This window comes from Roseovarius sp. AK1035 (genome assembly GCF_003288315.1).
Classification (GTDB): domain Bacteria; phylum Pseudomonadota; class Alphaproteobacteria; order Rhodobacterales; family Rhodobacteraceae; genus Roseovarius; species Roseovarius mucosus_A.
This window is the reverse complement of record NZ_CP030099.1, coordinates 1,027,726-1,052,984: the sequence shown is the minus strand read 5'-3', so window position 1 is coordinate 1,052,984 and position 25,259 is coordinate 1,027,726. Positions and strand designations below refer to the sequence as shown.

24 protein-coding genes are annotated in these 25,259 nt (G+C 59.6%); 12 read left to right on the top strand and 12 right to left on the bottom strand.

The window, feature by feature from the left end; translation table 11 throughout:
- Positions 1-1,176 (top strand): amidase, encoded by a 1,176-nt coding sequence (locus tag RAK1035_RS05075; protein ID WP_083803349.1) that lies wholly within the window; start codon positions 1-3, stop codon positions 1,174-1,176.
- On the top strand, positions 1,173-1,574 hold the full coding sequence (gene hpxZ / locus RAK1035_RS05070; protein ID WP_008282678.1) for an oxalurate catabolism protein HpxZ: 402 nt from the start codon (positions 1,173-1,175) through the stop codon (positions 1,572-1,574). Before RAK1035_RS05075 ends, hpxZ begins: the two co-directional genes overlap by 4 nt.
- Positions 1,575-1,822: 248 nt before the next feature.
- Here hpxZ and RAK1035_RS05065 read toward each other — a convergent pair whose 3' ends face one another.
- Genes RAK1035_RS05065 through RAK1035_RS05045 form a run of 5 tightly spaced genes read right to left on the bottom strand, consistent with a single transcriptional unit; the run spans position 1,823 to position 5,992 of the window.
- Positions 1,823-2,554, bottom strand: a complete 732-nt coding sequence (locus tag RAK1035_RS05065) for an amino acid ABC transporter ATP-binding protein (RefSeq protein WP_008282677.1) — start codon at positions 2,552-2,554, stop codon at positions 1,823-1,825.
- Entirely contained in the window at positions 2,551-3,207 is a 657-nt protein-coding gene (locus tag RAK1035_RS05060; protein ID WP_008282676.1) for an amino acid ABC transporter permease, read from the bottom strand. Before RAK1035_RS05060 ends, RAK1035_RS05065 begins: the two co-directional genes overlap by 4 nt.
- Before the next feature lies 1 nt (position 3,208).
- The gene (locus tag RAK1035_RS05055) at positions 3,209-3,928 is read right to left on the bottom strand and encodes an amino acid ABC transporter permease (protein ID WP_037298631.1); all 720 of its coding nucleotides are present in this window, start codon (positions 3,926-3,928) and stop codon (positions 3,209-3,211) included.
- A gap of 58 nt (positions 3,929-3,986) precedes the next feature.
- Entirely contained in the window at positions 3,987-4,862 is an 876-nt protein-coding gene (locus tag RAK1035_RS05050) for an amino acid ABC transporter substrate-binding protein (protein ID WP_008282674.1), read from the bottom strand.
- Between the two features lie 29 nt (positions 4,863-4,891).
- Positions 4,892-5,992 (bottom strand): D-cysteine desulfhydrase, encoded by a 1,101-nt coding sequence (locus RAK1035_RS05045; RefSeq protein ID WP_008282673.1) that lies wholly within the window; start codon positions 5,990-5,992, stop codon positions 4,892-4,894.
- 107 nt (positions 5,993-6,099) lie between these two features.
- On the opposite strand from RAK1035_RS05045, the gene RAK1035_RS05040 reads away from it, so the two are divergent.
- Entirely contained in the window at positions 6,100-6,999 is a 900-nt protein-coding gene (locus RAK1035_RS05040) for a LysR substrate-binding domain-containing protein (protein WP_008282672.1), read from the top strand.
- A gap of 134 nt (positions 7,000-7,133) precedes the next feature.
- Here RAK1035_RS05040 and RAK1035_RS05035 read toward each other — a convergent pair whose 3' ends face one another.
- The gene (locus RAK1035_RS05035) at positions 7,134-8,249 is read right to left on the bottom strand and encodes an alpha/beta hydrolase (protein ID WP_008282671.1); all 1,116 of its coding nucleotides are present in this window, start codon (positions 8,247-8,249) and stop codon (positions 7,134-7,136) included.
- Positions 8,250-8,465: 216 nt separating this feature from the next.
- A complete protein-coding gene (locus tag RAK1035_RS05030) occupies positions 8,466-8,930 on the bottom strand; it encodes an FxsA family protein (RefSeq protein ID WP_008282670.1) in 465 nt (154 codons plus the stop codon).
- 109 nt (positions 8,931-9,039) lie between these two features.
- On the opposite strand from RAK1035_RS05030, the gene RAK1035_RS05025 reads away from it, so the two are divergent.
- The 3 genes from RAK1035_RS05025 to RAK1035_RS05015 are packed head-to-tail and all read left to right on the top strand — an operon-like array spanning position 9,040 to position 11,329.
- Positions 9,040-9,699 (top strand): Tim44/TimA family putative adaptor protein, encoded by a 660-nt coding sequence (locus tag RAK1035_RS05025; protein ID WP_008282669.1) that lies wholly within the window; start codon positions 9,040-9,042, stop codon positions 9,697-9,699.
- Positions 9,696-10,736 carry a murein transglycosylase A gene (gene mltA, locus RAK1035_RS05020; RefSeq protein ID WP_008282668.1) on the top strand — a complete coding sequence of 347 codons (1,041 nt, stop codon included), beginning with the start codon at positions 9,696-9,698 and terminating at the stop codon, positions 10,734-10,736. Before RAK1035_RS05025 ends, mltA begins: the two co-directional genes overlap by 4 nt.
- Positions 10,733-11,329: a Smr/MutS family protein gene (locus tag RAK1035_RS05015; protein ID WP_008282667.1), complete on the top strand. Its 597-nt coding sequence runs from the start codon at positions 10,733-10,735 to the stop codon at positions 11,327-11,329. The genes mltA and RAK1035_RS05015 overlap by 4 nt, the downstream gene beginning before the upstream one ends.
- Before the next feature lie 33 nt (positions 11,330-11,362).
- Here RAK1035_RS05015 and RAK1035_RS05010 read toward each other — a convergent pair whose 3' ends face one another.
- Positions 11,363-12,322 carry an L-malyl-CoA/beta-methylmalyl-CoA lyase gene (locus RAK1035_RS05010; protein ID WP_008282666.1) on the bottom strand — a complete coding sequence of 320 codons (960 nt, stop codon included), beginning with the start codon at positions 12,320-12,322 and terminating at the stop codon, positions 11,363-11,365.
- Between the two features lie 252 nt (positions 12,323-12,574).
- Here RAK1035_RS05010 and dgcN point away from each other — a divergent pair, with 252 nt between their 5' ends.
- From dgcN to RAK1035_RS04985, 5 genes are all read left to right on the top strand, one after another.
- Complete coding sequence (gene dgcN, locus RAK1035_RS05005) at positions 12,575-13,576, top strand: N-acetyltransferase DgcN (RefSeq protein ID WP_008282665.1); 1,002 nt, start codon at positions 12,575-12,577, stop codon at positions 13,574-13,576.
- A gap of 30 nt (positions 13,577-13,606) precedes the next feature.
- Positions 13,607-14,572 carry an N-acetyl-D-Glu racemase DgcA gene (gene dgcA / locus RAK1035_RS05000; protein WP_008282664.1) on the top strand — a complete coding sequence of 322 codons (966 nt, stop codon included), beginning with the start codon at positions 13,607-13,609 and terminating at the stop codon, positions 14,570-14,572.
- A 4-nt stretch (positions 14,573-14,576) separates the two neighbouring features.
- A complete protein-coding gene (locus tag RAK1035_RS04995) occupies positions 14,577-15,437 on the top strand; it encodes a D-amino-acid transaminase (protein WP_037298628.1) in 861 nt (286 codons plus the stop codon).
- Between the two features lie 96 nt (positions 15,438-15,533).
- A complete protein-coding gene (locus tag RAK1035_RS04990) occupies positions 15,534-16,025 on the top strand; it encodes a VOC family protein (RefSeq protein WP_008282662.1) in 492 nt (163 codons plus the stop codon).
- Positions 16,026-16,080: 55 nt separating this feature from the next.
- Entirely contained in the window at positions 16,081-16,944 is an 864-nt protein-coding gene (locus RAK1035_RS04985) for a branched-chain amino acid aminotransferase (protein ID WP_008282661.1), read from the top strand.
- Positions 16,945-16,973: 29 nt separating this feature from the next.
- On the opposite strand, the gene gyrB is transcribed toward RAK1035_RS04985, so the two are convergent.
- Positions 16,974-19,391 (bottom strand): DNA topoisomerase (ATP-hydrolyzing) subunit B, encoded by a 2,418-nt coding sequence (gene gyrB / locus RAK1035_RS04980; protein ID WP_008282660.1) that lies wholly within the window; start codon positions 19,389-19,391, stop codon positions 16,974-16,976.
- 132 nt (positions 19,392-19,523) lie between these two features.
- Here gyrB and RAK1035_RS04975 point away from each other — a divergent pair, with 132 nt between their 5' ends.
- Positions 19,524-20,741, top strand: coding sequence for an MFS transporter (locus tag RAK1035_RS04975; protein ID WP_008282659.1), 1,218 nt, complete (start codon positions 19,524-19,526; stop codon positions 20,739-20,741).
- A gap of 14 nt (positions 20,742-20,755) precedes the next feature.
- Here RAK1035_RS04975 and RAK1035_RS04970 read toward each other — a convergent pair whose 3' ends face one another.
- The 3 genes from RAK1035_RS04970 to RAK1035_RS04960 form a co-directional block, all read right to left on the bottom strand.
- The gene (locus RAK1035_RS04970; RefSeq protein ID WP_037298692.1) at positions 20,756-22,843 is read right to left on the bottom strand and encodes a dipeptide ABC transporter ATP-binding protein; all 2,088 of its coding nucleotides are present in this window, start codon (positions 22,841-22,843) and stop codon (positions 20,756-20,758) included.
- 62 nt (positions 22,844-22,905) lie between these two features.
- Complete coding sequence (locus RAK1035_RS04965) at positions 22,906-24,090, bottom strand: ABC transporter permease (protein ID WP_008282657.1); 1,185 nt, start codon at positions 24,088-24,090, stop codon at positions 22,906-22,908.
- A 14-nt stretch (positions 24,091-24,104) separates the two neighbouring features.
- On the bottom strand, positions 24,105-25,151 hold the full coding sequence (locus RAK1035_RS04960) for an ABC transporter permease (protein ID WP_008282656.1): 1,047 nt from the start codon (positions 25,149-25,151) through the stop codon (positions 24,105-24,107).
- Positions 25,152-25,259: the final 108 nt, after the last annotated feature.

Sequence of the window (25,259 nt, the reverse complement as noted above, 5' to 3'; positions counted from 1 at the left end):
ATGTTGCCGACATGCGACCCATTCATAGCGAGATTTGACAGCCCGCTGAAAGGACAAAGCCCTTCTGGCGCACTTGCAGGCTTGCGCGTTGGCGTCAAAGACGGGTTTGACATTGCAGGGCATGTAACCGGGGCTGGATGCCCAGAGTGGGGCCAGTTCCACGGCGCAGCGACCGCGACCTCTCCTGTCGTGCAGGTTTTGCTGGATTCGGGCGCAGAGATTATCGGCAAAACCCAGATGGATGAGCTGGCCTATAGTCTGATGGGGGTGAATGCGCGCTATGGTACGCCCTTGAATCCCGCTGCTCAGGACCGCGTACCGGGGGGGTCCTCCTCTGGCTCGGCGGCCAGTGTGGCTGCCGGGTTGGTGGATATCGGCCTTGGAAGTGACACCGGCGGTTCCGTTCGTTTGCCTGCATCCTTTTGTGGCGTTTACGGCTGGCGGCCAACCCATGGGCTTATGTCTGGGGACAGCCTTGTGCCATTGGCACCCAGCTACGATACACCCGGCTTTTTTACGCGTGATCTGATGACCATGGCGACTGTCGCTTCTGTTTTTCAGGATGCGCCTGCGACGGTGAAGCCGATCAAGTTTTGGTTGCCCTCAGACCTGTGGTCCTTGGCTGAGAGCGGCGTTTCTGCGGCCCTGCGCGATGCACTTCCCGTGGTTGATCATCGCTCAGACCCAATTTTGCCAGACGGGGATCTAAGCGACTGGTTAGGGGCGTTCCGTATCCATCAAGGCTATGAAATCTGGCAAACGCTTGGCCCTTGGATCACGCAAAACCAACCTGATTTTGGTCCGGGGATACGAGAGCGGTTTGAAACCGCGAGCCGGATCACACGCCAAGACTTTGATAGCGCCGTTGAAAAGCGTTGCGCCATCCGTGAGCATCTGGAAAAGGCGATTGATCCCGCAACGATCCTTGTTTTCCCAACCTCGCCGGGTGCTGCTCCGCTGCGATCAACCCAACAGAGTGATCTGGAATTGTTCCGCAATGCCGCTTTGACCATGCTCTGCGTTGCAGGGCATGCGGGTTTGCCGCAGATCAGCATCCCGCTCGCGACCTATACCGGGGCGCCGGTTGGGCTGTCTCTGGCAGGGGCGAAGGGGGCGGATCATCTTCTCATCAAGACAGCGCAGATCTTTGAACCAAAGCCACAGGATCGCGCATGACCGAGCTGAGCTATATCAACCGCCCAGAGGTGCACGCCGAAGTGACAGAGGTTTTCTATCGCTACGAGACGGCCCTTGTCACAAATGATGTAGAGACGCTTGATGCCTTGTTTTGGTCCAGTGATCACACGATCCGGCTGGGTGCCTCTGAAAATCTGTTCGGGCAGGATGAAATTCTTGCATTCCGAAAGGCGCGGCCGGGTGTGGGCCTTGCGCGCAGTCTTCTGCGCGTGGTCGTCACAACATTTGGCGATGATTGTGCCACAACGAACGCGATATTCACCCGCGCGGGATGGCCTGCGTCCCGAACGGGACGGCAGAGCCAGACTCTGATCAAGCTTCCTGAAGTAGGTTGGCAAATTGTCTCAGCCCATGTGTCCATCGTCGATCTTGAGTAGTCAGCTTTGCAACGCCTTACTCTCATTGTCGCGCAGCCTATCGTTGGGGTCAGCCTCAACCTGTGTCGCGCAGACGTGGCAACCCGCGAGAACGACTGGGATGGCAGGCCAAGGTTTGCAGAACGGGCTTTAGGGTCACGCGATAAGGCGCAGGCGTGAACCCCAGCACCCCGAGACAATAGCCTTCATCCTCCGACTTCACCAAGGTGACACCTTGGCATCGTGGACGAGCCGAGCGCGGGGGAACCTCAGTTTTGCAGGATTTTTGACAGAAAGTCCTGTGCGCGTTCACTTTCGGGCGCGTCGAAGAATTCTTTCGTTGGGCGATCCTCTACGATGGCCCCCGCATCCATGAAGACGACACGGTCCGCGACCTTGCGCGCAAAGCCCATCTCATGGGTGACCACCATCATGGTCATGCCGTCGTCACGGGCCAGCCCAACCATAACGTCGAGAACCTCTTTGATCATCTCGGGATCAAGCGCGGATGTCGGTTCATCAAAGAGCATCGCGATCGGGTCCATGGCAAGGGCACGTGCAATGGCGACGCGCTGTTGCTGACCGCCCGACAACTGGCCGGGATATTTGGCGACGTGGTCAATCATTCCCACGCGCGTCAAGAGCGTCTCGGATCTCGCCTCTGCCTCTTTGCGGGTCCGGCCCAACACCTTTTCCTGCGCAAGGCACAGATTATCGCGCACGCTCATATGGGGATAAAGCTCGAAATGCTGAAACACCATGCCAATCTTGGCGCGCAGCTTGGTCAGTTTTGCTCCGCTGCCTGTCACTTCGGCGCCATCCACGACGATCCGCCCCTCCTGAACCGGCTCAAGCCCGTTCACACATTTGATCAGGGTGGATTTTCCCGAGCCAGAGGGCCCACAGACCACAACGACCTCGCCCTTTGCAACTTTTGTCGTGCAATCGGTGAGAACCTTGAAGTCCCCGTACCACTTGCTCACATTTTTCATTTCGATCATGTCGTCATCCGCGCTTGAAGCCGACGCACGAACAGCGAACCTGAAAAACAGATCACGAAGTAAACGAGCGCGGCAAAGAGATACATTTCAACGAGGCGGCCCTCGGTTCGGGCCACGATGGAAGAGGCGGTCATCAGGTCGCGAAGCGATACGACAAAGACCAATGAGGTATCCTGAAACAGGATGATTCCCTGTGTCACAAGGATTGGGATCATGTTGCGGAATGCCTGCGGCAGCACGATGTAACGCTGAATCTGCCAGTAGCCGAGACCGGTGGCCTGTCCCGCGTGTACCTGACCCGTCCGAACGCTTTGAATACCGGCGCGCATGATCTCGGAATAATAGGCGGCCTCGAACATGACAAAGGCGATGAGCGCTGAATAGAAGCCGCCGATGGGCCGGCCAAGCGCCAAAGGCACAAGGAAGTAGAACCAGAAAATCACAAGGATCAAGGGCACGGACCGGATCAGGTTTACATAGGCCGCAGCGAATATCGCCAGCGGCTTGATCCCCGAGAGCCGCGCAAGCGCGAGCAAAGTGCCCAAAGCGATACCGCCCAAAACCGCAAGAAAGGTAAGCCATAAGCTGAGTTGCAACCCCTGCCAGAGGAACGGCAGGTTGTTCAGGATGACGTCGAAATCAAAATCGCCCATCTCAGTTCCCCTTGCCAACATAGCCCGGAATGCGCGTGTAGCGTTCCAGGACAGTCATGACGATTGTGGCGCAGAGCGCGATGAACACGTAGATGACGGTGGCTGCCGTATAGGCCTCGAAACTCTGGAATGTGTATTCTGCGATCTGCTGGCTTTGCGCCGTCAGTTCGAGCAGCCCGATGGTCAGCGCGAGCGATGAGTTCTTGAAGACGGTCAGGAATTCCGATGTCATTGGCGGCACGATCAGGCGGAAAGAAATCGGCAAAAGAACGTATCGGTAGACCTGCGCCACGCCCATACCCTGTGCGGTTGCCGCTGATTTGAGGCCCGATGGCACCGCCTCAATCCCGGCACGCACCTGTTCTGCCACGCGGCTTGCGGTATAGAGGCCCAAGGCCACAACTGCCGTGACAAACTCGGGTTGTGGCATGTCGCGCTTCATCCAGCGCCCGGCATCCTCGGGCAACATCTCGGGGACGGCGAAATACCAGATGAACATCTGCACCAGCAGCGGAACGTTGCGAAACAGTTCGACATAGGTGGTGCAGAGTGTGCTTACCACTTTATTGGGCAGGGTTCGGCCTACGCCCACCAGCGATCCCACGACTATCGCGATCACCCAAGCGCAGAGCGCTACGGACACGGTCCAGCCAAGGCCACTCAGGAGCCAGCCGAAGTATTCCGGTTCCCAAAGAACGCTCCAGTTCCAGTTATAGTTCATCTTGGCCGGTCCCCCGATCTTGCGCGGCCCGCCCAGTCACGAGCGGGCCACAGGTCTTTTACTCAGGCAGGGCACCAAGCTGGAATGCGGCCTGCAGGAGCGGGTCGGCAGGCACGCCCATCGGGTCGAACCACTTTGAATAGATCTCGTTGATCTCGCCCGAGCGGAACACGTTGGCCAGCGCGGTCTTGCCCACAAGTTCAAAGGCACTGTCGTCACGACGGACCATCAGCGCATAGGGATCGAAGGACAAAAAATCACCGACAACGGCAAATTCATCCGGTGTCTTGGACTTGGCAATCAAACCGAACAGCAAAATGTGGTCTGTGGAGTAGGCATCAACCCGGTCGGTCTCTAGCGAGAGCATGCCTTCGGCATGGTCACGTACCGGCAGGATTTTCACCTCTAGCCCCTGGGCTTCGACCGCTGCCTTGACGGCGCGTTCGTTGGTTGTGCCCTGTGCCAGCGCGATGGATTTACCGTCGAGATCGGCAACCGAGGAAATGCCCGAATCCTTTCGGGTCAGGATCTTGGTGCCGGTCACAAAGGTCACGGGCAGATATTCAACCTGCTGCTGGCGCGTCAGGTTGTTGGTGGTGGACCCACATTCCAGATCAATTGTCCCGTTCGCCATAAGCGCGATGCGGGTCTTGGGATTGACGGGCACATAGCGGACTTCGATATCCTTGCCGAGCGTCTTTTCCACTTCCTCGACCACCTTCATGCACAGGTCAATCGAATAGCCCTCGGGCTGCTGCTGATCATTCAGATAGGAAAATGGCACCGAGCTTTCGCGATGGCCGATCACGATTTCTCCGCTGTCATTTATCTTGGCGAGAGTTCCCGTCAGATCCTGAGCCCAGAGCGCGGCAGGCGCCAGCCCGGTTGTCAAAGCCGCGACAGCAAGCACGCGGCGGGCAAGTTTAAAGTCCATGGTCAAATTCTCCCTCTTCTCATTGGTGGTTAGTTTGCCTGATAGCCTGGCAGGTTAAACGCGCCGGTGTATCCGAACAGCGCGGCTGATCCGCCAGTATGCAGAAAGACGACATTCTCCATGTCGCCAAAGGCGCCCTTGCGGGTCAGGTCAATCAGACCGTCAAGCCCTTTGCCGGAATAGACCGGATCGAACAGCAGGCCTTCAAGCTCGGCCAGAAGCCTGACGCTTTCGACCATGCCTTGCGTGGGAATGCCATATCCCGCCCCCACGTAATCGCAGTTGGCCCTTACGTCTTCACGACGGATGGCCTCTTCACAGCCGATGCGCGCACCGGTGCGTTTCGCAAGCTCAAAGACCATGCTTTCCTGCTTGTCCTGAGGGGCCCGAACGCCAATACCAAGGAGCTGGATGTCACTTTCCAGCGCCGCAAGGCCAGCCACCAAGCCCGCTTGGGTGCCCGCGCTGCCCGTGGCGTGGATTAATGCGTCGATCTTTAACCCCATGGTCGCGGACTGTTCGCAAAGTTCCAAGGCGCAATTCACATACCCAAGCGCGCCGGTGCTGTTCGAGCCACCTCCTGGAATGACATAGGGTTTCCGCCCGTCGGCGCGAAGCTCTACCGCCAGAAGCTCCATCTCTGCCGTCATGTCGGCGCCGCCCCGCCGCTTGGCCACTGTTGCGCCATGCAGCCGGTCAAGAAACACATTGCCGCTCAGCGTATATTCTGGGTCGGCAGAGCCGGTCCGATCTTCGAGCAGGATATGGCAGGCCATGCCCAGTCGTGCCGCTGCGGCCGCTGTCTGGCGCGCGTGATTGGATTGGGTGGCACCTTGGGTAATGATCGTATCCGCACCCTCTCCCAATGCATCGGCCATCAGGAATTCGAGCTTGCGGGTCTTGTTACCGCCAGAGGACAACCCTGTGCAGTCATCACGCTTTACCCAAAAGCGGGGTCCACCCAAATGCTCGGTTAGCCGATCCATGGGTTCCAGCGGGGTGGGAAAATGCCCCAGACGCACTCTGGGAAATGCCGCAAGCGCGCTTGCCAGATCCTTTCGGCGCGCGGCCGACGGCCACGCACTTTGTCGGATATGCCGAGCAGCCCCCGAAATATGCCCTTCGCCCATGAATGACCCTCACCCAATATCGGAAACAGGCTAACCCCCCTTTACAGCGGTGGAAAATGCTATTTTCTTGGACTACTCATATCAAAAGTATGGGTGAGGGATGAAAAATGGATCTCAACATCTTCGATGACGTGCTTGTTCTTTTGGAAGAGGGCAATATGAGCCGTGCCGCACGACGCCGAAATGTCACGCAACCAGCTTTTTCCCGACGCATCCAGAGCTTTGAGAATTGGCTTGGTCGGCCGATCGTCAAACGTGCAGCCAACCGCGTCGAGATTGAACCGGCGTTGTCTGAAAACATCGTCGAGCTTCAGGCGCTGATCCGGCATGTTGAGGCCCTCAGACAGCGGATCGCCAAATACAATGCCGCAAGATCGACCGTAACAGTCGCGGCGCAGCATTCGCTGATCGTCTCGATTTTCCCTGATTTCGCTGCGGGCGCACGCGACGCGCAGCCGGAGGTTGATTTTCGCCTAAGGGCGGCAAACCACAATGACTGCATCTCGCTTTTCCTGAGCGGCGAAGCCTCGCTGCTCATGTGCTATGAGCGCGATGGCGGAGAGCCGATGCCATTCGATGACCGTATCGTTCGTGCAACTTGGGGCCGCGATCGGCTTGTCCCGGTGATCGGCGGCGCGCTGCGCTTCACGCTTGATCGCAAGGGGGCCCCACCCGAGGATACACCTATGATCCGCTATCCACCCGGCAGCTTTTTCGCGGATATGCTTGCGGGTGCGAGTACCTCCTATTCCAACCACTCTGGCAGCACCTTTGCTGAGAGTGCATTCACCGTTGGGGTCAAGGAAATGGCCCTGATGGGATTTGCCCTCGCTTGGTTACCGATGAGCCTCGTCTACAGCGAGGTCCAAAGTGGTGCGCTGATCGTGTGCAATGGAGATACCGAAACCCTGCCGCTGCGTATCTCGCTCTTTGCCCGACCAACTGATCCAGTTGCAATGCGCCTTTGTAGCCTGCGACATGACAGTGTGGAACCATCGCGGATTTAGAACAGCACCGCGTAGCAAGGCCGTACCATTTAAACGGGGCCTTCATGGCTAGGCTATCCCGTTGCCCTTGAAATATTCGCCCGGTTGATGCGCCTAGCGCCGGGTAAACGATAAGCGGGTGGCCTGACCGTGGTCTAATTTCGCAGAATCATGATGGGCGTGTTGGCAAGAAGCTCCTGAAATGTCGTGCTGCTTCCGGTTTTGCCGAAACGTTCGTTCGCATTCAGCCCCGCGCCGATCAGTTGCACCACCTCCGGAGAGCCGGCGAACTTGGAATGGCTGCCGGAATTGGAATCCTCGATTTTGGACAGGTCAATCACGGTCACACCGAGTTTTTCCAACTGGAGCGCGTCTGCTGCGCCGACACGCGGCACGCCCCCCGCAATCCGGCGTGACAGCCGCAGTGCCGCGTCATCCTTGGAAATCAGAAGAAACATCCGCTGCTTGATCGACGGGTGCAGGGCCGAAATCTGAGTGCGAAACAGATCTATGTCGATGTCAGGAGAGGCCAGAATAATGTGATCAATCGGAATTCCCTTGCCAAGTCTGCCGGTTTGCTGCTGGTGGACAAGCCCCTCCATCGTCAGGAAGGTGCCCATCGAATGCGCAAAAACATCCACACTTTCGGCCTTGGTCCGGTTCAGGATGGCGGCCAGATTCCCTACTTCGGGGCGGGCGATGAGCGCGCTGTTGAGGTCGTAGACATAGCGCGTTCCCTTCGCCGCCGAGGCCCAGGTGAACAGCACAGGCACGCCTTGAAAGTCGGTGTCCTCTACAAATTGCGATAGGCGCAGGACGGCGTCGCTTGCGGTGTTGTTAAAGCCATGCACAAAAATCAGAAGTTTGCGGTCTCCGGGGGCGCGTTTGGCCAGCTCACGATTTATGCCCGAGATGAAGGCCGCATCGGTGCTGTAGACGATTGGGTTAACGACGGTGAATTCGGTGCGCGGATCAGGAGGCAGGCGCTTTGGCCGCTCCAGCACGCCGACAACATGGGTTGGGGGCACAGTGGCATCAACCGAGGCCATGCCAAGTTCTGGTGCCCGAACAGAGGAGTAAAAGGCCCCAGCCACCTCGGATGAGCCGCGCGTCGACATGATGAAAATACGGTGCTTTGTCAGGTCCTCGACAGATTCAACGGGGACATTCGCGTTTCTGATGCCAATGATTTCCGGCGCTGCCGAACATCCGACCAATACCAGCAAGACCAACGTGGAAATCAGGGATCGGGTGCCAAAATGACGTTTCATGACTTCTCTCAAATGGGGCGTCTCGCGCGCAGAGGCCGGACAGGGGCAGCGTTTTGTGAGTCAAAACTCGTTATTTCAGCATGCCCTTGGTTCCCACTTGGATCAACAGATTTGAGAGCCGCAGAGCACTTTGCTCTGGGCGCAGTCTAGCGCGTTGGGTGTGGGTGCGGCGGGGGTGCTCCCGCGCACAAGCCCTCGCAGGCTTAAGGGGCGGTGTCAGTGCAACCGACGATTTGGGTTTTGAGTGTCGCGGTCTGGTGTCACGTCTTCATACTCGGTCTCAACCACATCATCGCGCGCGGGCGGCGGTCGGCCGCCCATCTCAAAGTGCTGGACATGCACGCGCTGTCGGATTTGCCGGAAAACCCAACGGCGCACCGGCGGCATCAAAAGCGCAAAGCCCAAACCATCGGTAAAAAAGCCGGGTGTCAGTAGCAGCGCACCCGCAAAGAGGATCATCGCCCCATGCGCCAGCGGTTCCGACGGATCATCAAGATCCGAGAACGAGCGGCGCAGGTTCGACATTGCAACCGCCCCCTGCTTGCGCAAGAGCGATGTGCCGATCACAGCGGTCAGGACCACGATCGCCAAGGTGGGCCATAGACCGATCAGCCCGCCCACCTGAATGAACAGTGCGATCTCGATCAGCGGAACGGCGAGGAATGCCAGAAAAAGCCACATGAGCGGCCCCCCTTTGTTTTATGCCCCTTACGGTGGACTTGACCCTGTCCAGCCCCTACATAGGACTGAGCGCTGACGCTTACCATGCCCCGCACAACAAGAGGTGTCCATGAATTCGCCCATCTTGCAGTTACTGGTACTCGCCGGTATCGCCATTTTTCTGATTTTGCGGCTCAAGAGTGTTTTGGGCACCCGTGACGGATTCGAGGGTCCGACGCGCAGCGCGCCCGCGCCCGAGACCCGCCGCCGCAGAGAGTTCGAGGTGATCGAGGGCGGTCCAGATCATGACATCGTTGATCATGTGCCCGAAGATTCTGATGCCGCAGCGGCCTTGGCTGAAATGAAGCGCATTGAGCCAGATTTCAGTGTCACGACCTTTTTGCAAGGGGCGCGTGGTGCTTATGAGATGATCCTGATGGCGTTTGAGCGCGGCAAGCTGGATGAGGTAACGCCGTTTCTGGATCGCGATGTCTACGAGACCTTTGCGCAGGTGGTCGATGCCCGCGAACAGCAGGGGCTGACGATTGAGGCCGAATTCATCGGTGTGCGCGAATTGACACTGGCGGATGCCCGCTTTGATGCCGACACGCGGCGCGCGGAAATCTCTGTGCGGTACGTGGGCGAGTTGATTTCGGTTGTGCGCGATAGCACGGGCGAGATCGTCGAAGGGGTGCCGGGCCAGTCGAAGCGTCAAAAAGACGTCTGGACCTATGAGCGTGTAATGGGTGCGGATGATCCCAACTGGCGGCTTGTCGCAACGGGCGAATGATCCGGGGGCTGTGGCGATTGGGGCTGAGCTTGTGGCTGGTGTGTGTTGCACCAGCCAAGGCGCAGGACGTGACCCACGAGATCCTGAGCTTTGACGATCTGGATGGATGGGCCGAGGATGATCATGCCGCGGCCCTTTCTGTTTTCCTCAACACCTGCCCAGATATGAAAGACCTCGATTGGCGGTCGCTCTGTGCCTTGGCGCAGCAACGCCCCGACGCACGAGGATTTTTCGAGCTGTTCTTTCGCCCCGTGATGATGTCTGAGGGCAAGCCCGCGCTTTTTACCGGCTATTTCGAACCGGAATTGCATGGCGCGACGCGCCCCGATGGGCGCTATCGCTATCCGGTTTACCGCGAGCCGCCCGAGGCACGGCTTTCTAACCCTTGGCTTACCCGTCGCGAGATTGAGACAACGGATGTCATGCGCGGTCGCGGGCTTGAGATTGCGTGGGTCGATGATCCGGTCGAGTTGTTTTTTCTGCAAATCCAAGGCTCTGGGCGGATCAGGCTTGAGAATGGGCAGGTGATCCGCGTGGGCTATGCCGGGGCCAATGGCCATCCTTATCGCTCGATCGGGGTCGAACTGGTGCAGCGCGGGATTTATTCGGTGCATCAGGTGTCCGCCGAGGTGATCAAGAACTGGGTGCGGCGCAATCCCGAGGCCGGGCGCGAACTGCTCTTTCACAACCCGTCCTATGTGTTCTTTCGCAGAATTGACGATGTGCCCGCCGAGCGTGGCCCTTTGGGAGCGATGAACCGGTCGGTCACGACCCTGCGCACCGTGGCGGTTGACCCGGCCTTTGTGCCCTTGGGGGCGCCGGTCTGGGTGGAAAAGGATGGCGATGGCCCGATCCGCCGCCTGATGATGGCCCAGGATACCGGGTCGGCGATCAAGGGCGCGCAGCGCGCCGATATTTTCTTTGGCACTGGCGATGCGGCGGGGCAGGCGGCGGGACGGTTGCGCGATCCGGGGCGAATGGTTGTGCTTATGCCCATTCAGCGCGCCTATGCCATGCTGCCGGAGCAGGAACCGTGAGTCGCAGGCGCATCAAGCCTGAGGAGTTGGAGCTTTGGCAACAGGTCGCCCGGACCGCGCAGCGCCTTCGGCCTGAGACGCCCGGCCGCGTTTCGCCCTTGCCGCCCGAGCCGATGATCCGCAATCCGCGCAGCGCGCCGCCTACGCCGCGGTTGGAGGATTTTCAGATCGGCCAGAGGGCTCTGGGTACGCCCCCGGCGCATGATCTTCTGCCCGGTCTTTCGGAGCGTGTGGCAACTGTGCCGGTGCAGATGGATAAAAAAGCGTTTCAGCGGATGAAGCGCGGCAAGCTTTTGCCCGAGGCCAAGATCGACTTGCACGGCATGACGATGGATCGCGCGCATCCGGCGCTGACCGGGTTCATCCTGCGCTCACATGCGGCGGGGCTGCGGCTGGTTCTGGTGGTCACGGGCAAGGGCAAGGATCGCGATACCGGCGGGCCGATCCCGGTGCGGCACGGGGTCTTGCGGCACAATGTGCCACAATGGCTGCGGATGCCGCCGCTGGCACCGCTGGTGTTGCAGATCACCGAGGCGCATCTGAAACACGGCGGTGGCGGGGCCTATTACGTCTATTTGCGGCGGCAGAAATAAAAAGGGCGGCCCATTGGGCCGCCCCTTGTTGTGTTACTGTCCCACGATCATCTCGGATTGTTTGACGATCACCTCGGCCTGTTTGATCGAGGCGATATCGACAAGGCGGCCTTTGTAGGTGGTCGCGCCCTCGCCGCGCGCCTTGGCCTCTTCCATTGCCTTCAGGATTTCGCGGGCCTCTTGCACGGCGGCCTCAGAAGGCGTGAAAATCTCATTGGCGAGCGCGATCTGTTTGGGGTGAATCGCCCATTTGCCAACCATACCAAGCGTGGCCGAGCGCCGCGCCTGCGCGCGAAATCCCTCATCATCCGAGAAATCGCCAAACGGGCCATCGACCGGCAAGAGGCCGTGGGTGCGACAGGCGGCCACGATAGCGGTCTGTGCCCAATGCCACGGGTCAGACCAATAGCGCTGGCCCTCGCGCAGCATATAGTAATCCTCTTGCGTGCCGCCGATGCCGGTGGTTTGCATCCCCATGGAGGCCGCGAAATCCGCAGCCCCAAGGCTCATTGCCTCAAGCCGGGGCGAGGCGGCGGCGATTTCCTCGACATGGGCGATGCCAGCAGCAGATTCGATGATGACCTCGAAAGCGATCCGCTTCTTCCGGCCTTTGGCGGCCTCAATCGCGGTAACAAGCGCGTCCACCGCATAGATATCCCCGCCGCAACCCACCTTGGGAATCATGATCTGATCCAGCCGGTCGCCCGCCTGTTCAAGCAAATCCACCACATCGCGATACCAGAACGGGGAATCGAGGCTGTTGATCCGCACCGACAGGGTTTTCTTGCCCCAATCAACCGAATTGATTGCCTCAATCGTGTTTTTGCGGGCGATATCCTTGTCAGTTGGGGCAACCGAATCCTCAAGGTCGATATTCACCACATCCGCCGCCGAGGCCGCCATTTTCTCGAACAGTTTGGTATTGGAACCGGGGCCAAACAATTGGCAGCGGTTGGGGCGGGCAGGGGCGGGCGGTTGCAGGCGAAAGCTCATGGGCGGGTGGCTCCGTTACATAAGGAAATTGCGGGATTGTCGCGGCTGTGGTTATGAAATTGCGCAAGGCTCTGCAAGGCGCTTTTCCCGGCGCAGGGATTGGGCGGTTCGCGGGTAGAGGAAAGAAAATTCGATGATTTCACTCATTTGTCGAAGGAACATGTGTCACTTAAGAAATTTACATGAAATCAAACAGAAAATCGCAAGTAAATCGTTGGAAACTGCCGCCAAGCTATAGCGAAAGGATGCGCCATGATCGAGACCCCCTATCTGTTGTTCTTGGGCGACGCGCCCGACATGCTGGCAGCCAAGGTTGCCATTGGCATTCGTGACTGGCGGCCCGAGAATGCGCTGGGTCAATTGCGCCTGCCCGGCTGCGGGGCCGATCTGGGCCTGCCCGACATGACATTGGCCGAGGCCAAGGCGGCGGGCGTCAAGACCGTGGTGATTGGCGTGGCCAACCGGGGCGGTGTCATCAGCCAAGACTGGAAAAAGGTGTTGGTGGCGGCGCTGGAAGAAGGGTTTGATCTGGCGGCAGGCCTCCATAACCTCTTGCGCGACGAGGCAGATCTGCGCGCGGTGGCCGAGGCGACGGGGCGCACCCTGCATGATGTGCGGGTGCCGTCGGTCAAATACCCCATCGCAGATGGCAAGAAACGGACCGGCAAGCGCTGTTTGGCGGTGGGCACGGATTGCTCGGTGGGCAAGATGTATACCGCCATGGCGATGGAGCGCGAGATGATCGCCGCTGGGATGAAGGCCACGTTCCGGGCGACCGGACAAACGGGGATTCTCATCACCGGCGATGGCGTGCCGCTGGATGCAGTCATCGCGGATTTCATGGCCGGATCGGTGGAATGGCTGACACCTGACAATGACCCGGATCATTGGGATCTGATCGAAGGGCAAGGCAGCCTGTTCCACGTCTCCTTTTCCGGGGTCACGATGGCGCTTATTCATGGCGGTCAGCCCGATGCGCTGATCCTCTGCCACGAGCCGACGCGCACGCATATGCGTGGTCTGCCCGATTACACGCCGCCAACACTCGAGGCGCTGCGTGACATGGTTCTGCCCATCGCGCGGATTGCCAATCCGGCCTGTCAGATCGTGGGCGTTTCGGTGAATACGCAGCATATGACCGAGGAGAGCGCGCGCGCCTATCTGGCACGTGTCGAGGCCGAAATGGGCCTGCCTGCAACCGATCCTTACCGATTTGGAGCAGCGCCGCTGGTGGCTGCCTTGGCGGCGGTTTGAGTATGTTTGAAACGATGAAAGGGGGCGCGTGTGCAGATTGATGTAACGCGGGATGTGTTCCGGTTGGCGCAGGTGTTCACCATCAGCCGGGGATCGCGGACCGAAGCCAAAGTGCTGACCGTGCGTGTGACCGATGGGGGCGTGACCGGCTGGGGCGAATGTGTGCCCTACGCCCGTTATGACGAGACATTGGAGAGTGTGACAGCCCAGATCGAGGGTCTGTCGGGGGATTTAACGCGCGCCGCGCTCTATGATCTGTTGCCTGCCGGGGCAGCGCGGAATGCGCTGGATTGCGCGATCTGGGATCTGGAGGCCAAGCGCGCGGGACGCCGCGTTTGGGAACTGGCGGGTTTGCCTGCGCCGGTGCCGGAAATCACGGCCTACACGCTCTCACTTGATACGCCCGAGACGATGCAGGCGCAGGCCGCGAAACATGCACATCGGCCCTTGCTCAAGATCAAGCTGGGCACGCCAGACGACATGCCAAGGTTAGAAGCGGTGCGCCGTGGCGCGCCGCAGGCCAAGATCATCGTCGATGCCAATGAAGGCTGGAGCGCGGCGGTTTATGCTGATCTCGCCCCGCATCTGGTGCGATTGGGCGTCGCGCTGGTGGAACAACCGCTGCCCGCCGGAGACGATGAGGCGCTGATAGGCATGGCGCGTCCGGTGCCGGTCTGTGCCGATGAAAGCTGCCATGACCGCGCCAGCCTGCCCAAGCTCAAGGGCAAATATGACGTGGTCAATATCAAGCTGGACAAGACCGGCGGTCTGACCGAGGCGCTGGCCTTGCGCGAAGCGGCACGCGCCCAAGGGTATGGAATCATGGTGGGTTGTATGATCGGAAGCTCGCTTGCGATGGCGCCTGCGGTGCTTGTCGCCCAAGGCGCGATGGTGACAGACCTTGACGGCCCGCTGCTTCTGGCCGAAGACCGCGAGGATGCTTTGATTTTCGATGCTGCAGGCGTGCATCCGCCGCGGCCAGAGTTATGGGGATAAGACCATGCGCACTGTCTATGTAAACGGCGAGTATCTGCCGGAAACCGAAGCCACCGTTTCGATTTTCGACCGGGGGTTTCTGATGGCCGATGGCGTTTACGAGGTGACAAGCGTGCTGGGGGGCAAACTGATTGATTTCGGCGGGCATCTGGCGCGGCTGGAACGATCTTTGAATGAACTCGATATGAAAAAGCCAGCAGCCTTCGACGATCTGTTGGAAATTCACCGCGAATTGGTGCGGGCGAATGACATTACCGATGGTCTGGTCTATCTGCAGGTGACGCGCGGCAGCGATGGCGACCGCGATTTCGTGTTTCCCAATGCCGAAACGACCGAGCCGACGCTGGTCCTCTTTACCCAGTCTAAGCCGGGTCTGGCGCAAAACCCTGTTGCCCAAAAAGGCATCAAGGTGATCAGCATTGAGGATATTCGCTGGGGTCGGCGGGATATCAAGACGGTGCAGCTTCTCTATCCTTCCATGGGCAAGATGATGGCCAAAAAGGCTGGCTGCGATGACGCCTGGATGGTTGAGGATGGTCATGTGACCGAAGGCACCAGCAACAACGCCTATATCGTCAAGGGCAACCGGATCATCACGCGGCAATTGTCCAACGACATCCTGCACGGGATCACCCGCGCCGCTGTCCTGCGCTTTGCGCGTGAGGCGCAGATGGAGGTTGAGGAACGCGCCTTTACGATTGACGAGGCCAAGGATGCCGATGAGGCGTTTGTGACTTCGGCCAGTGCCTTTGTCATGCCGGTGGTCGAGATTGACGGCGCGGCCTTGGGTGATGGCACACCGGGGCGGGTGGCTGCGCGGCTGCGCGAAATCTATCTGGAAGAGAGCCTGAAAGCGGCGGTCTGAGACACGCATTCGCGCACAGAAGCTGGGCAGAATCGGGGAATTGAGCACGGGGGCGGTTGCGGCCATTTTAGGGGAAACCTGAGATTGGAGCCGCAAATGACCCCTGTTCACCCTGAGGCCCGCATCGGCCATGTACATCTGAAAGTGGCCGATCTGGACCGCGCCATCGCATTTTATTCCGGTGTTCTGGGCTTTGAACTGCAACAGAAATTCGGCACCCGCGCTGCTTTTTTATCGGCGGGGGGCTATCATCATCACCTTGGCCTGAACACATGGGAGAGCCTTGGCGGCACGCCTGCGCCCAAGGGGCACACGGGCCTCTATCACACCGCGTTTCTCTATCCGGACCGGGCGCAATTGGCAGATGCCCTGCGGCGGGTGGTCCGGGCCGGGATCACGATCGAAGGCGCGGCAGATCACGGGGTGAGCGAGGCGATTTATGTGAGTGACCCGGATGGCAACGGGGTGGAACTATACCGCGACCGCCCTGAATCCGAATGGCCCCGCGATGCGGCGGGCAATCTGGCGATGGTGAATGATCCCATTGATTTGACAGAGCTTTTGTCACACGCTCCTGCAGAGGGCTAGACGCGGCGCAAAGCAAGGCCTAGGCTCTGCCTGACCGCAAGGGAGGGCAGAGCAGATGGCGACGGGCACGAATATTCGCACCTATTTCAACGGGGCCTGGCACGAGGGCGATCCGGCAGTGATCCGGGCGGCGGATCACGGGGCCTGGCTTGGAACGACGGTGTTTGATGGCGCGCGCTATGTCGATGGAATTGCCCCCGATCTTGATCGGCATTGCGCCCGCGTCAATGCCTCGGCTCGTGCCCTGATGATCACGCCAACGGTCGAGGCGGCAGACATGGTCGAGAGGGTGTGGGAGGGGTTGCGCGCCTATCCCAAGGAGGCGGCGGTTTATATCCGGCCGATGTATTGGGCCCTAGAGGGGGGCGATCTGGGGATTGTGCCCAAAGAGGGTGCCACGGGCTTTGCCATCAGTCTTGAGGAAATCCCGATGCCGCCGCAGGGATTCAGCACAACACTTGGGCGCACGCGGTTCCGGCGTCCGGTGCTCGAGGACGCGGTGGTCAATGCCAAGGCGGGCTGTCTTTATCCCAACAACGCGCGGATGCTGAAAGAGGCGCGCGGGCGTGGTTTTGGCAATGCGCTGGTGGCGGATGCGCTGGGCAATGTGGCCGAAACCGCAACCGCAAATGTGTTTGCCGTCAAGGATGGTGCGGTGTTCACCCCCATTCCCAACGGCACGTTTCTGGCCGGGATCACCCGCGCGCGCCATATTGAGAATATGCGCCGCGAGGGGATCGAGGTGCATGAAACGGTGATGAGTTTCGACGATTTTCACGCGGCGGACGAGGTGTTCCTGTCCGGCAACCTGATGAAGGTGACGCCCGTTTCGGCCTTTGAAGAGACACAGTATGCCCTTGGGCCGGTCACCGAAAAGGTACGCCAGATGTATTGGGATTGGGCGCATTCCGCGAATTGAGAATTGGGGGGCAGTGCCCCCCATCCCATTCAGAAATCCAGATTTGCGACGTTGAGCGCGTTATCTTGGATGAACTCGCGACGCGGTTCGACGACGTCGCCCATCAGCTTGGTAAAGAGATCGTCGGCCTCGGCCACATCGTCGATCTTGACCTGAAGAAGCGTGCGCGCCTCGGGGTCAAGCGTAGTTTCCCAAAGCTGATTGGGGTTCATTTCGCCCAAGCCTTTGTAGCGTTGCAGGCTCAGGCCCTTTTCGCCCTCTTTCAGGATCGCATCCAAGAGGTCGAGAGGGCCATATATGGCCTGCGCCCGGTCCTTGCGGATGAGCGTGGCGCGCTCGCGGTAGATATCGCGCAGCGGCGCAGTCAATTGCGCCAGCTTGCGCGCCTCGCCGCCGCGCAGAACGGGGCCGTCGAGCGTGCGCATTTCCTCGACTCCGCGGACGGTGCGCGACAGGCGCAGGCCCTTGTCCTGGGTCGGGCGCCCCTGCCAGCCGCGTTCGTATTCGTTGGAAATCATGTCGAGCCGGGCCGCCACGGTATCCGCCACGCCTTGCAGGTCACTGTCCACGCGACCGGGCAAGAACGCCTCGGCAATCGCGGCCTGTTCAAGGATGTGGCGGGGATAGTGGGTTGGGAAGGCCTCTAGGATACGGCGCGCCTGCCGCGCTTCTTCGACCACGCGCACGAGGTCGGGGCCGGCGATCTCCTCGCCCGAGCCAAGGCGCAGCGCGGCATCGGTGGTGCCTTGGGCAATCAGATAGTCCTCCAGCCCGCCCTGATCCTTGAGATACACCTCGGACTTGCCGCGCATCACCTTGTAGAGCGGCGGTTGCGCGATATAGAGGTATCCGCCTTCGATCAGCTCCGGCATCTGCCGGTAAAAGAAGGTAAGCAGCAGGGTACGGATATGCGCGCCGTCCACATCGGCATCGGTCATGATGACGATCTTGTGGTAGCGCAATTTCTTGATGTCGAATTCGTCCCGGCCAATGCCGGTGCCCAAAGCCATCACCAGATTGCCGATTTCCTGACTGCCCAGCATCCGGTCAAAGCGGGCACGCTCGACATTGAGGATCTTGCCGCGCAGGGGCAAAACCGCCTGCGTGCCCCGATCACGGCCAGTCTGAGCAGAGCCACCGGCGCTGTCACCCTCGACGAGGAAAAGCTCGGTCTTGGAAGGGTCCTTGGACGAGCAATCCTTGAGTTTCCCCGCAAGGAAATTGACATCCATCGGATTCTTGCGCCGCGTCAGTTCGCGCGCCTTGCGCGCAGCCTCGCGGGCATGGGCCGCCTCGATGATCTTGCCCACGATGACGCGGGCCACCTGTGGGTTTTCCTCGAACCATTCGGCAAGTTTTTCGCCCACCAACCCCTCGACCGCCGGTCGCACCTCGGAGCTGACAAGTTTATCCTTGGTCTGGGATGAGAATTTCGGATCAGGCACCTTGACCGAGAGAACACAGGTCAGACCCTCGCGGGCGTCATCGCCGGTAAAGGTGACTTTTTCCTTTTTGGCGATGCCGCTGGTCTGGGCATAGGTGTTGATGGTGCGGGTCAGCGCACCACGAAAGCCCGCCAAATGGGTGCCGCCATCGCGCTGCGGGATGTTGTTGGTAAAGGGCAGAACCGTTTCGTGATAGCTGTCATTCCACCACATCGCCACTTCGATGCCGATATCGTCGCGCTCGCCGGTGATAAAGATCGGGTCTGGCATAGCGGGGGATTTGTGACGGTCGAGGTATTTGACAAATTCCTTGACGCCGCCTTCATAGAACAACTCCGAGCGGAGCGGCTCTGTCGGGCGCTCATCCGTCAGGATGATCCGCACCCCGGAATTGAGAAAGGCCAGTTCACGCAGACGCTTTTCCAGTGTCTCAAAGATGTATTCGAGATTAGAGAAGGTTTCTGTTGAGGCGAGAAAGCGTACCTCGGTGCCCTTGCGCCCGTTGGCATCGCCCACCACACGCAGGGATTCAACGGTAAAGCCCCCCTCGAACCGGGCATAGTGTTCCTTGCCGTTGCGCCAGATGCGCAATTCCAGCCATTCAGACAGGGCATTCACAACCGACACGCCCACGCCGTGCAGACCACCCGACACCTTGTAGGAATTGCTGTCGAATTTGCCGCCTGCGTGCAGTTGGGTCATGATGACCTCTGCCGCAGATACGCCCTCGCCTTCGTGAATATCTACCGGAATGCCACGCCCATTGTCGCTGACTGAAACCGAAGAGTCGGCATGGATCGTGACGTTGACGGCATCGGCATGACCGGCCAAGGCCTCGTCAATGCCGTTGTCCACGACCTCATAAACCATATGGTGCAGACCAGAGCCATCATCGGTATCCCCGATATACATCCCCGGACGCTTGCGGACTGCCTCTAACCCCTTGAGAACCTTGATGGAATCAGCACCATATTCTTCGGGTGCGGCGGCGGGTTCGGACATGCGGTTTTTCCTTCGGAAGTTTTGCCATTTTATACGAAGTCTGGGGGGGAATGTCACGCCATTCCCCCATATTTTGCGCCACCTCTGGTGCGCTCCTCTTTCCTTCAGCGGCGTTTCGCGCGAACAAGGCACATGCCGATTCTCGCCTTTCTCCGTGACAATGCGCCCTGGCTCACCGCCGGGGTCTTGCTGACCTTCCTGAGCAGTTTCGGGCAGACCTATTTCATCTCGATTTTTGCCGGTGAAATCCGCGAGAGTTTTGGCCTCAGCCATGGGCAATGGGGTGGCATCTATATGCTGGGCACCACGGCATCGGCGCTGGTGATGGTTTGGGCCGGGGGGCTGACGGATCTTTTTCGTGTGCGCAGGCTGGCGCCGCTGGTTCTGCTTCTCATGGTCGGCGCATGTCTCTTTATGGCGGCCAATCCGGTCTGGTGGCTGTTGCCGCTGGTGATCTTTGCGCTGCGCTTTACCGGACAGGGCATGCTGAGCCATCTGGCCGTGGTTGCCATGGCGCGCTGGTTCGTGGCCGCGCGCGGCAAGGCGCTCTCTGTCGCGACCTTGGGCTTTGCGCTGGGCGAGGCGTTTTTGCCGCTTATCTTCGTGTCACTCTTGGCGATTTATGATTGGCGCGTGCTTTGGGTTGGCGCGGCGCTGGTGGCGGCATTGGGCATCCCGCTCTTGCTGGTGCTCTTGGCCAAGGAACGCACCCCGCAAAGCTGGGCTGAAAGCAGCCAGTCGCTGGGTATGGATGCGCGCCACTGGACCCGCCGCCAGACGCTGCGGCACTCTCTCTTTTGGTTCATGGTGCCTGCGCTCTTGGGCCCTTCCGCCTTCAACACCGCGTTCTTTTTCCATCAGGTGCATATCGCTGAGGTCAAAGGCCTAAGCCATGTGGCACTGGTGGCGATGTTCCCGGCCTATACGGCGGTGGGTATTGGCGCGATGATCCTGTCGGGCTGGGCGTTGGACCGGCTGGGGACAGCACGGCTTTTGCCCTTCATGCAACTGCCGATGGTCGCTGCGTTCCTGCTCTTTGCCGTCTCGGGGGGGCCTGGCCTCTTGCTGTTGGGGTTCGTGTGTCTGGCGCTGACCACGGGGGCCAATAGCACCTTGCCCAATGCCTTTTGGGCGGAATTCTATGGCACCGCCCATCTGGGAAGCATCAAGGCCATGGCCGCCGCCGTCATGGTTCTTGGATCGGCTATCGGGCCGGGGCTGACCGGGCTTGGTATTGATCTGGGTCTTGGCATCGAGACGCAATTCGTGCTCATCGCGGGCTATTTCGTCTTTGCCAGCGGGATGATGACCATCGGGGTCTTGCGCGCACGCGGGGCGCTGACGGTCTAGCAGGCTTGCTGGCCCTATTCCGCCGCCACCGTGATCACCGGCTCCATCTGGTTGAACATCTCTTGCGACAGGTGGCATTTCACCTGATGCCCCGGCACCAGTTCGCGCACCGGCGGCACCTCGCGTTCGCACAGGCCCCCCGGCACCTCTGATTTCCATCGGCACCGTGTCTGGAACGGGCAGCCGGGTGGCGGGTTCATGGCCGAAGGCACATCACCCTCAAGCACGATATGTTTCTTGGTGATCCGCGTATCGGCAATCGGCACGGCCGAAAGCAGCGCCTCGGTATAGGGGTGATAGGGGGGGGCGAACACCTGATCGGTGGTGCCCAGTTCCACGACATGCCCAAGATACATCACCATCACCCGATCACTCAGATAACGCACGATGCTAAGGTCGTGGCTGATGAAGAGCAGGGTTGTCTTTTGCTTGCGCTGAATCTCCATCAAGAGATCCGTCACCGCCGCCTGCACGCTCACATCCAGCGCCGACACCGGTTCATCCGCCACCACGATGCGCGCACCGCCGGCAAAGGCGCGGGCGATGCCCACGCGCTGTTTCTGCCCGCCCGACAGTTGACGCGGCATACGTTCGGCAAATTCCCTCGGCAGTTTCACCAGATCAAGCAGGCGCAGCATCTCGTCGCGGCGCGCCTGATCCGTGTCGCCGATGCCAAACACCTCGAGCGCGCGGATGATCTGGCGGCCCACCGTCATCGACGGGTTGAGCGTATCGAACGGGTTTTGAAACACCATCTGCACATCCGCCACGGTTTGCGTATCGCGCTTCTCAATCGGGATCTGCTCGATATTGCGGTTATCCAGCAGGATTTGCCCCTCGGTCGCGGTCTCTAGCCCCATCAAGACCTTGGCGAATGTGGATTTGCCACAGCCCGACTCGCCCACAATCGCCAGCGTCTCGCTTTCGCGGGCCTCGAAACTCAGGGTTTCATTGGCCTTGACCACCTTTTTGCCGCTGCTCCCACCAAACAGCGCATTGGCTGCCACCTCGTAATACTTCTTGAGGTTCTCCATCTTGAGCACGACCTTGCCCGGCGCGGTCGCCTCATGTTGCGCCATGGCCTCGATCGGGGCGTTCCAATCAATGTCGGCAAACCGCAGACAGCGGGTGAAATGCCGGTCATCGCCCCTGATCCCCGCCATGGGAATATCGCCGCCATCGCACAGGCCCGCCTGAAAATAATCGCAGCGTGGACCGAAATTGCAGCCCTCTGGGCGTTCATGCGGCAGGGGGAAATTGCCCGGAATAGCCTTGAGTGGTCGCGTGTTCTTGTCCGCGCCGGGCAGGGGGATCGACCGGAATAGCGCCTGCGTATAGGGATGCTGCATCTTGTCGAACACATCCTTGATGCTGCCGGTTTCAACCGCCTCGCCGGAATACATCACGCAAATCCGGTCGCAGGTTTCCAGCACCAGACCAAGGTTGTGACTGATGAAGAGCATCGAGGTGCCGTATTTCTTGCCCAGATCCTTGACCAGCTCCACCACTGCCGCCTCGACCGTCACATCAAGCGCGGTCGTCGGCTCGTCGAGGATCAAGAGCGACGGTTTTGACATCAGCGCCATGGCAATGACGATGCGCTGTTGCTGTCCGCCGCTCAGCTGATGGGGATAGCTGCGCATGATGCGTTCGGGATCGGGCAGTTTCACATCGCGCACCACCTCCAGCGCCCGCGCCCAAGCCTCGGATTCGGAAATGCCCTCGTGGATCATGGGCACTTCGATCAGTTGCTTGCCGATCCGCATCGCCGGGTTCAGGCTCGCCATCGGTTCCTGATAGATCATCGCGATTTCATTGCCGCGAATATCGCGCAATTCGGCGGCGCTCATCTTGGCCAGATCGCGGCCTTTGAACCGCACCGATCCGCCAACGATGCGGCCATTCACGCCCAGATCCTGCATCACGCCCAGCGCCACGGTGGATTTGCCGCAGCCGGATTCGCCCACCAGCCCCACCGCCTCGCCGGGTTGCACCGTCACGGAAAAATCCATCACCGCCGGAATTTCGCGCAACCGGGTGAAAAAGGAAATCGACAGGTTCTCGATCTCGAGGATCGGCCCGTCATAGTCCAGCTTGGCCATGTCCATCTCCCTTGTCACCGGGGCGCTGCCGCCCTCTTTCAGCGTCCTTCAAATACTCATCTTCAATCACGCAGGCTTTCTTCGCGCAGACCATCCGCCAAGAGGTTGAGGCCCAGCACCAAAGACAAGAGGGCAAAGGCCGGCGGAAGTGCGGGATGCAGATACATCGTCAGCAATTTACGCCCGTCATTGATGGTGCTGCCCCAATCCGGGCTCTCGGGGCTGAGCCCCAGACCAAAGAACCCGAGCGTGCCCAAAAGGATCGTCGTATAGCCAATCCTCAGGCAGAAATCGACCAAGAGCGGCCCGCGCGCATTGGGCAGGATTTCCCACAGCATGATGTACCAAGGCCGCTCGCCCCGTGTCTGCGCCGCCGCCACGTAATCGCGCGTTTTGATATCCATGGTCAGGCCGCGCACGATCCGGAACACCGTGGGTGAATTGACGAACACAACCGCCACGAACACCACCAAGAGGTTGGGCGGAAAGCTGACCAGCCCCAGCGGATCGGCATCCCAGGCAATCCCGGAATAGAGCCAGAGGCCAATCACCAACGTGACCCCCACATAGACGTTCCGCCGCGACGGTTGCGTGTGATAGCGCGAATTCCACAACAGCAGCAGAAATATGATCGGAAAAAGAAACAGCACCGCCGCCATATAGACGGGGATCCCGGTTTGCACGATTTCGGGCGTGACCAGCAGGTAAAACAACAGGATCACCGGAAAGGCGAGGATCAGGTTAGCCATGAACGACAAAAGCGTGTCCAGTCGCCCACCATAATAGCCCGCGGGCAGGCCCAGCGTGATCCCCACCATGAATGAGAACATGCTGGCAAAGGGCGCGATCTTGATGACCTCCCACGCGCCCGCGATCATTCGGCTAAAGACATCCCGGCCCAGATTATCCCCGCCCAAAAGGTAATAGGGATAGGCCCCCGGATCGGGCGTGCCCATCATCTGGGTAAAGGGCGTGCCCGGCCCTTTGTTCTTCATTGTGGCGGATTGCGACAGCACGTCATGCGTCAGGATCATGTCAAAGGCACCGCCAAAGATGCCGGTGAACACCCAGAACATCACCATGGCAAAGCCGACCATCCCGATGGGGCTGTCAAACAGCTTGCCATAGAGACCCAGACGCCGCTTGAAGGTGATCGACAGCGCAAAGGTCACAATCAGCGCGATCCAGACCGGCAGGAACAGCCCCAGCATCCGCAGGGCAATCTCGCTCCAGCTTAATGGTTCCATGGTCCCGATACCCCCTAGCGCACGCTGATGCGCGGATTGAGAAAGACATAGCCGATGTCTGAAATCAGCTGCGTCACCAGCACCACCACCACAGAGATCACGGAAACCCCCAGCAGCAATTCGATGTCATTGTTGCCCGCCGCCTGCACCAGCGTCCAGCCAAAGCCCTTGTAGTTGAACAGGGTTTCAACAATCACGACCCCGTTCAAAAGCCATGGGAATTGCAGCATGATCACCGTAAAGGGCGCGATAAGCGCGTTGCGCAGCGCGTGTTTCATCACGACATTCGGGAAACTCACGCCTTTGAGGCGCGCGGTGCGGATATATTGCGCGGTCATCACCTCGGCCATAGAGGCCCGCGTCATCCGCGCGATATAGCCCATACCATAGAGCGCGATGGTCAGAACCGGCAAAAAGAAATTCTCGAACGTTGGGTTATCCATCGCCGCCGTCGCCGTGCCCTTGAACCATTTGAGGCCCACGGCAGTGCTGGCAAACACCGCGATGAAAAGCACGCCCGACACATATTCCGGTGTTGCCGTGGTGGTGATGGCAAAGGTCGACAGCGTGCGGTCGGTGCGCGACCCCTCACGCATCCCCGCCAAGATGCCAAGGATCAGGGCCGAGGGCACCATCAACACCATCACCCAGAACATCAGCCTGCCTGTCAGCGCCAGCTTGTCGCCAAGGATCTTGCCCACATCCTCGCGGAACACGGTCGAATAGCCCCAGTCGCCTTGCAGAATGCCGCAGAACCTTGGCGCATCCTCAGGGGCGGTGCCCGGTTCGATGCACTGCCCGCGCGTCACCCCGTCGCGATCAAGGATCACGAAACCCGGCACCACGCCCAGCCATTGCCCATATTTCACCGCCATCGGCTGCAAATAGCCATTGCGGCCCAGATAACTGGCCACTTCCTCATCGCTCATGCGAAAGTCGCCTTGGGTCTTGGCCAGCTTTTCGAGGTTGGGATAAAGATTGGTCAGGAAAAAGACGATAAATGTCAGACAGAGCGCCGTCAGGATCATGACCCCAACACGGCGCAGGATGAACATGGCCATAATCGCCCCCTGTTGGCGTTTTCAATGACGCTAGTCGACGGGGGGCAGGCGGTCCAGCATCATTTGCGACGTGGTCTTGTCAGAAAACGCCCCCAGCCTTTTCGGACT